Below are 6,012 nucleotides of genomic sequence, written 5' to 3'. Positions count from 1 at the left end.
AATCTGAGGACGAGGCATGGACGGACATGGCGGAGACGCTCCTCGCGTTGTCGATGCGTGTGTCGATGCGTGTGTCGATGCGTGTGTCGATGTGTGCTCGGTGTGTGCTCGGTGTGCTCGGTGTGCTCGATGCGTGCTCGGTGGGGCCGGCCCCGGTCAGATCGTGTTGCGGTACGGCGGCATGAAGCGCATGCGCGGCATCTGGTCGGCCAGCACTCCCCCGTCGACGACGATGCGCGCCCCGGTGAGGTACGCCCCGGCGTCCGAGGCGAGGAGCAGCAGGGCGCCCACGCATTCGTCGGGCCGGGCGTACCTGCCGAGCGGGATCCGCTCGCGGTACGCGGACTCGAAGGCCTCCCGGTCGAAGGGGAACTCGCCGTCGATGGGGGTCTCGACCATGCCGGGGGCCAGGGTGTTGGCGGTGATGCCGTGCGGGGCGAGTTCGACCGCCAGGGTCTCGGTGAGGAGCTGGGCGGCCGCCTTGGAGGCGTTGTAGTGGGCCAGCCCGGCCTCGGCCACCAGGGCGTTCTTCGAGGTGATGGTGATGATGCGGCCCGGCACCGAGTCCGCCGTCATGTGCTCGGCGACGCGCTGGCTGAGGAAGAAGACGGCGTCGACGTTGACCCGCATGATGTGCGACCAGCTGGCGGGGGTGATCTCGTTGAAGCGTTCCAGCGCGGCCGTGCCCGCGTTGTTGACCAGGACGTGCAGCGGTCCGGCCTCGGCACGCACGGTGTCGACGAAGCCCGGCAGCGCGTCGATGTCCGCGAGGTCCTGCCCGTAGGTGCGGCACCGCCGGCCGAGCGCCTCCACGGCCGCCGCGGTCGCGTCGATGCCCTCGGCACCGGGCAGGTCGACGAGCACCAGGTCGGCGCCCGCCTCCGCGAGGCCGATGGCGAAGGACCGGCCGAGGCCCCGGGCGGCCCCGGTCACGACCGCGGTGCGGCCGGTCAGGTCGAAGCGCTCGGTCCCGCGCGGCGGGAGGGCTGCGGTCATGGCGGGGTTCCTCCAGGCGGAGAGGTACGGGGCGGGAGGGGTTCCGGTCCGGTCGCCGGACGGGCCCGGGAGAAGGAGTCCCGGCAGCCGGACGGGTCCGGGCAAAGGAGTCCCGATGGCCGGAGAGGTCCGGGCCGCCGCGCCGGGACACTTGGGATCGCGCGGCGGCCCGGCTGTCGGCCGCGCCCGGGAGCAGGGGGATTGACCCGGGCGCCGTGCCGACAGGTTCGAAAGGACGGTGGATCAGCCGTCCAGGCCCAGCAGTTCCAGCGACGGCCGGTGGATGATCTCCTCCACCTTGTCCACGTCGAGCGGCGGCAGCCCGGGGATGCCGGGGACGCGGGCGATCTCCCGCAGCCCCTTCACCGAGTCGTCGACCGTCGTGAACGGGTAGTCGCTGCCGAACATCAGCTTGTCGAAGACCCCGTAGTCCTGGACCAGCCGCAGGCTGTGCCAGAGCTGGAAGGGCCGGTAGTGCAGGGCGCTGATGTCCGCGTACACGTGCGGGTGCTTGCGGATGACCGCGATGCACTCGCCCTCGAAGGGGTGGCCGAGGTGGGCGAGGACCATCCGCAGCTCGGGGTGGCGGATGGCCACCGCGTCCAGGTGGCGGGGCATCGCCCACTCCAGCGGCGCGCTCGACACGAAGGTCGTGCCGGTGTGCACCAGGAGCGGGAGGCCGTGCCGTTCGGCGTACGCGTACAGCTCGTCGTACTCCTCGGCGGCCGGGTCGAAGCCCGCGTACATCGGCATCAGCTTGATGCCGCGCAGGCCCAGTTCCTGGTGGCCGTACCGGAGTTCTTCCTGCCAGCCGGGCTGGGTGGGGTCGAGCGAGAGGTAGCCGATGAGCCGGTCGGGGTGGGCCCCGACGTACGCGGCGACGGCGATGTCGTCGACCCAGAGGCCGCTGCGCCGTGCCTTGCCCCCGACGACGATCGTGCGGGTGCCCTCGGGGGCGGTGGCGGCGTACTCCTCCCACTTCACCGTGAGGTCGACCTCGCCCGCGTGGGCGCGGGCGGAGTCCGACTCGAACGGCTCGGTGAAGTCGTGGCTGTGCCGGAAGAGGTGGGAGTGGACGTCGACGATCATGTCCGGTTCCGCTTCTCCCAGCCGTCCGCGAACATGTTCCAGAAGCGGTGGCTGGGCGGGTGCTCCTCGAAGACCTCGTCGACGAGTTCGACGCCGAGACCGGGTGCGGTCGGCAGGCCGATGCGTCCGTCGGTGATCGGCAGGGTGCCCTTGAGGGCGTCGAAGACGTAGTCCTCCAGGAGGCCGTCGAAGGTCTCCAGGATCTTGAAGTTGGGGATGCCGAGCGTCGCGTGCACCGAGACGGTGGTGCAGAGCGGCGAGTTGGAGTTGTGCGGGGCCACGAGCATGCCGTGGGTGTCGGCGATCGCGGCGAGCTTCCTGACCTCGGTGAATCCGCCGGCCATCGAGAGGTCGGGCTGGATGATGTCGACCGCGTTCGTGGCGAAGAGCTGCTTGTACTCGTAGCGGTTGTGGAAGTGCTCGCCGCCGGAGATGGGGAACGCGGCGCGCTGGCGCAGTTCCGCGTAGCGCTCGATGTGGGTCCAGGGCATCGGCTCCTCGAACCAGCCGATGTCGAACGGCTCCAGCTCGCGCACCAGCCGGGCCGCGGTCGGCATCGCGAACCGGGCATGCCCCTCGATGAAGAGGTCCACGTCGGGTCCGATGGCCTCGCGGACGGCGGCCACGAGGTCGACGGAGCGGCGCAGTTCGGCGCGCTCCAGCTCGTGCAGGCCGGGTCCGAAGGGGTCGAACTTGAGGGCGGTGAAGCCCTTGGCGACGGTCTCGCGGGCCTTGGCGGCGAAGGTCTCGGGCTCGCGTTCGCCGGTGTACCAGCCGTTGGCGTACACGCGTACGTCGTCCCGGCAGGCGCCGCCGGTCAGCCGGTAGGCGGGGACGCCGAGCGCCTTGCCCATCAGGTCGTACATCGCCTGGTCGAGGCCGGACAGGGCGATGCCGCCCATGTCGCCGCCGCGCAGGAAGTCGCCCTGGTAGACGCGGAGCCAGAGCTCCTCGACGTCGAAGGGGTCGGCGCCGATGAGGTGGCGCCGCGCGATCGCCTCGGTGAGCTCGCAGACCTCGCCGACCCGGTAGGGGTGGGTGATCTCGCCGATGCCGGACAGGCCCTCGTCGGTGTGGACCCGGACGTAGCCGAAGTCGCGCCAGGAGGTGCCGAGCATCAGGGTCTCGACCCGGGTGATCCGGCCTGCGGGGCCCGCGGGGCGGGTGCGGTTGACGGTGAGCATCAGCGGGTCGCCCCGCCCATGGTGGAGGTGTTCTCCAGGTCGCGGGCGCCGCCGTCGGCGAGCACGGCCTTGACCGCGGCCTCGGTGCCCTCGATGAGGCGGTCCACGTCGGCGTCGGTGTGGGCGTAGCTGATGTGGCTGCGCTTGAGGTTGAGCGGCAGCTCGAACAGGCCGTGCTCCAGGAGCTTGCGGCGGTAGCCGACGAACAGCGAGGCGTCGTTGTTCAGCAGGTCCGCGTAGGTGCGGGGGGCCTCGCCCGACATGAAGTAGCTGACGAACACGGAGCCGTAGCCGGTGACGACGGCGGGGACGCCGAGGCGCCCGTACAGTGCGGTCAGCTCGGTGCGGACCCGCTCGCCGAGCCGGAAGACGTGCTCGTGGACGGGCTCCTCGCGCAGCTTGCGCAGGGTGGCGAGGGCCGCGGCGACGACGGACGGGTGGCCGTTGTACGTGCCGGCGAAGAAGGCGGGGGCGCCGGGGCGGGTGGAGAAGAGGTCCATCAGGTCGGCGCGGCCGCCGATCGCGCCGACGGGGGCGCCGTTGGCGATGGCCTTGCCGAGGGTGGTGAGGTCGGGGGTGATGCCGGAGATCTTCTGCCAGCCGCCGATGTCGTGCCGGAAGCCGGTGATGACCTCGTCGAAGATCAGGACGCTGCCGGCCTTCGTGGTCTCCTCGCGCAGCGTGGTGAGGAACTCCTGGTACGGCAGGAGCGCTCCGACGTTGTGCGGTACGGGTTCGACGATGACGGCGGCGATGTCGGAGCCGTGCTCGGCGAAGGCGCGGCGGACGGCCTCGCTGTCGTTGAACGGCAGGACGAGGGTGGCTTCGAGGACCTCGGGCAGGATGCCGGTCGAGATCGGGTCGTGGCCGCCGACCTTCTCGGGCGCGGAGATGACGTTGAGGCTGACCGCGTCGTGCCAGCCGTGGTAGCAGCCCTGGAACTTGACGACCAGGCGGCGGCCGGTGGCGGCGCGCGAGACGCGCAGCGCGTGGAACGTGGCCTCGCTGCCGGTGCTGGTGAGCAGCACCTTCTCGATCGACGGGATCAGTTCGGCGAGCTGTTCGGCGAGGAGGATCTCGCCCTCGGTGACGCCGACGCCCATGTGGCCGAGGGTGGCACCGGCCTCGGCGGTGGCGCGGGCCACGTCGGGGTCGTTGTGTCCGAGCAGCGGCGGGCCGAAGGCCGAGTGGAAGTCGGTGTACTCGCGTCCGTCGGCGGTACGGAACCGCGCGCCGTCGGTCCCGGTGACGACCAGGTCGGTCAGTCCGGGAACGCTGCGCTGCCCGCTGTTCACTCCGCCGGGCACGACCAGGCGGGCGCGTTCGGCGAGTCGGGCTCCGGATCCGTTGTCTACCGGGCCTGAACTCATATCGCTTGCTCCTTGCGTCGAGAGTCGTCGGTTTTCGCAGGCCCTGCCCGGCCCGTGAGTCCCTGGCGCCATCCGCCCGGCAGTCGCCGCAGGAAGAGGGTGATCCGTGGTGTTCGGGGTGGTGCGTTTCGCTTTTTCGAACGCTGTTCTGTAGAGCAGAACAGTGCCTGGATATTACGTGCGGCACCAGGGGTGGTCAACCCCTCCGGAGGCACCGGAAGGACCGTTTCCGCGCTTTCTTCACAGGCGAACCGCCGTACACCCGCCCGGGAGGCACTAGGCTGTTCTGCCATGACGAACAGTGCTGCCCCAGAAGAACCGAAGTACTGGGTCAAGAGCGTGGCCAGGGCAGCGGACATCCTCGAGGCGCTCGCCGCCCCCTCCCAGGGGAACGGCCTGAGCGTCACGGAGGTCGGCCAGGCCTGCTCTATCTCCAAGAGCGCCGCCTTCGGCATGCTCCAGACCCTGCGCGCCTACGGCCTCGTCTCGGACGACGGCGAGGGCATGAACCGCCGCTACCGGCTCGGCATGAGCCTGGCCAGGCTCGGCGACCGGGCCCGCTCCCAGGTCTCGCTGCGCGGGGTTGCCCACCCCGTGCTGACCGAGCTCACCCGCACCACCGGCATGGCCTCCCGGCTCGCCGTGCCCGAGGACGGCCACGCGGTCGTGGTCGACCAGGTCGAGCTCGACCAGCGCGTCCGGCTCGACCTGCGGATGGGCCAGCGCGAGCTGCCGCACTGCACCGGTCTGGGCAAGGCGCTGCTGTCGGCCGTGCCGCAGAGCGAGGCGGCCGCGGTCGTCGAGCGGTTCGGGCTGCCCCGGCGCACCTCCCGCACGATCACCGACCCGGCGACCTTCCTCTCGCACCTGCGCGACATCGCCCGGGTCGGCTACGCCCTGGACGACGAGGAGGACGCCGAGGGGATCATCTGCATCGGCGCGCCGGTCTTCGACGACCGTTCGGTGTGCGCCGGGGCCGTCTCGATCACCGGCCTCAAGCTCGGCCTGCCGGCCTGGCGCTACCAGGAACTGGGCGGCCAGGTCCGGGACGCGGCCCGCCGGATCAGCGTCTCGCTCGGCTGGGTCGAGGAGCCGGGACAGGTCATATCCGACAGCGACACACCGCATTCCGACGGATTCGGCTCTTGACCAAACGGCGCAACCAGTCGTAGGTTCCCTGCCAACCCCGGTGACACTCCCACGTCACCGGCGATTTACCCCATCCGGTCCGCTTCCGGCGCCTGCCCATCGCGCCGCGGACACTCGATGACCGGACCCTTTTCAGCCATCCGCCTCATGGCAGTCCCCCGCAGGAACGCTCCCTCACTTATCGCACTTCTCGGAAGGCGAAGTCCGCATGAGCGTTCCGCCCC

The 6,012-nt window shown here is 70.8% G+C and carries 5 protein-coding genes; 1 reads left to right on the top strand and 4 read right to left on the bottom strand.

The genetic code is table 11. The features are described 5' to 3' along the window. Window positions 1-156 precede the first annotated feature (156 nt). The 4 genes from ABZZ04_RS39130 to ABZZ04_RS39115 form a co-directional block, all read right to left on the bottom strand. Window positions 157-996, bottom strand: a complete 840-nt coding sequence (locus ABZZ04_RS39130; protein ID WP_356937007.1) for an SDR family oxidoreductase — start codon at window positions 994-996, stop codon at window positions 157-159. Window positions 997-1,239: 243 nt separating this feature from the next. Then, window positions 1,240-2,085, bottom strand: a complete 846-nt coding sequence (locus ABZZ04_RS39125; protein ID WP_356937006.1) for an amidohydrolase family protein — start codon at window positions 2,083-2,085, stop codon at window positions 1,240-1,242. Beyond that, window positions 2,082-3,269: a mandelate racemase/muconate lactonizing enzyme family protein gene (locus ABZZ04_RS39120; protein ID WP_356937005.1), complete on the bottom strand. Its 1,188-nt coding sequence runs from the start codon at window positions 3,267-3,269 to the stop codon at window positions 2,082-2,084. Before ABZZ04_RS39120 ends, ABZZ04_RS39125 begins: the two co-directional genes overlap by 4 nt. Next, complete coding sequence (locus ABZZ04_RS39115; protein WP_356937004.1) at window positions 3,269-4,639, bottom strand: aspartate aminotransferase family protein; 1,371 nt, start codon at window positions 4,637-4,639, stop codon at window positions 3,269-3,271. Before ABZZ04_RS39115 ends, ABZZ04_RS39120 begins: the two co-directional genes overlap by 1 nt. A gap of 291 nt (window positions 4,640-4,930) precedes the next feature. On the opposite strand from ABZZ04_RS39115, the gene ABZZ04_RS39110 reads away from it, so the two are divergent. Beyond that, on the top strand, window positions 4,931-5,788 hold the full coding sequence (locus ABZZ04_RS39110; protein WP_148837574.1) for an IclR family transcriptional regulator: 858 nt from the start codon (window positions 4,931-4,933) through the stop codon (window positions 5,786-5,788). Window positions 5,789-6,012: the final 224 nt, after the last annotated feature.

It is taken from the genome of Streptomyces sp. NPDC006435, assembly GCF_040612315.1.
In the GTDB taxonomy this organism is placed as follows: domain Bacteria; phylum Actinomycetota; class Actinomycetes; order Streptomycetales; family Streptomycetaceae; genus Streptomyces.
This window is presented reverse-complemented; position numbering and strand designations above follow the sequence as displayed.

Excerpts from the sequence above, each read along its gene's own strand:
- ABZZ04_RS39130 (WP_356937007.1), bottom strand. The coding sequence starts at position 996 with ATGACCGCAGCCCTCCCGCCGCGCGGGACCGAGCGCTTCGACCTGACC.
- ABZZ04_RS39125 (WP_356937006.1), bottom strand. The coding sequence starts at position 2,085 with ATGATCGTCGACGTCCACTCCCACCTCTTCCGGCACAGCCACGACTTC.
- ABZZ04_RS39110 (WP_148837574.1), top strand. The coding sequence starts at position 4,931 with ATGACGAACAGTGCTGCCCCAGAAGAACCGAAGTACTGGGTCAAGAGC.
- ABZZ04_RS39120 (WP_356937005.1), bottom strand. The coding sequence starts at position 3,269 with ATGCTCACCGTCAACCGCACCCGCCCCGCGGGCCCCGCAGGCCGGATC.
- ABZZ04_RS39115 (WP_356937004.1), bottom strand. The coding sequence starts at position 4,639 with ATGAGTTCAGGCCCGGTAGACAACGGATCCGGAGCCCGACTCGCCGAA.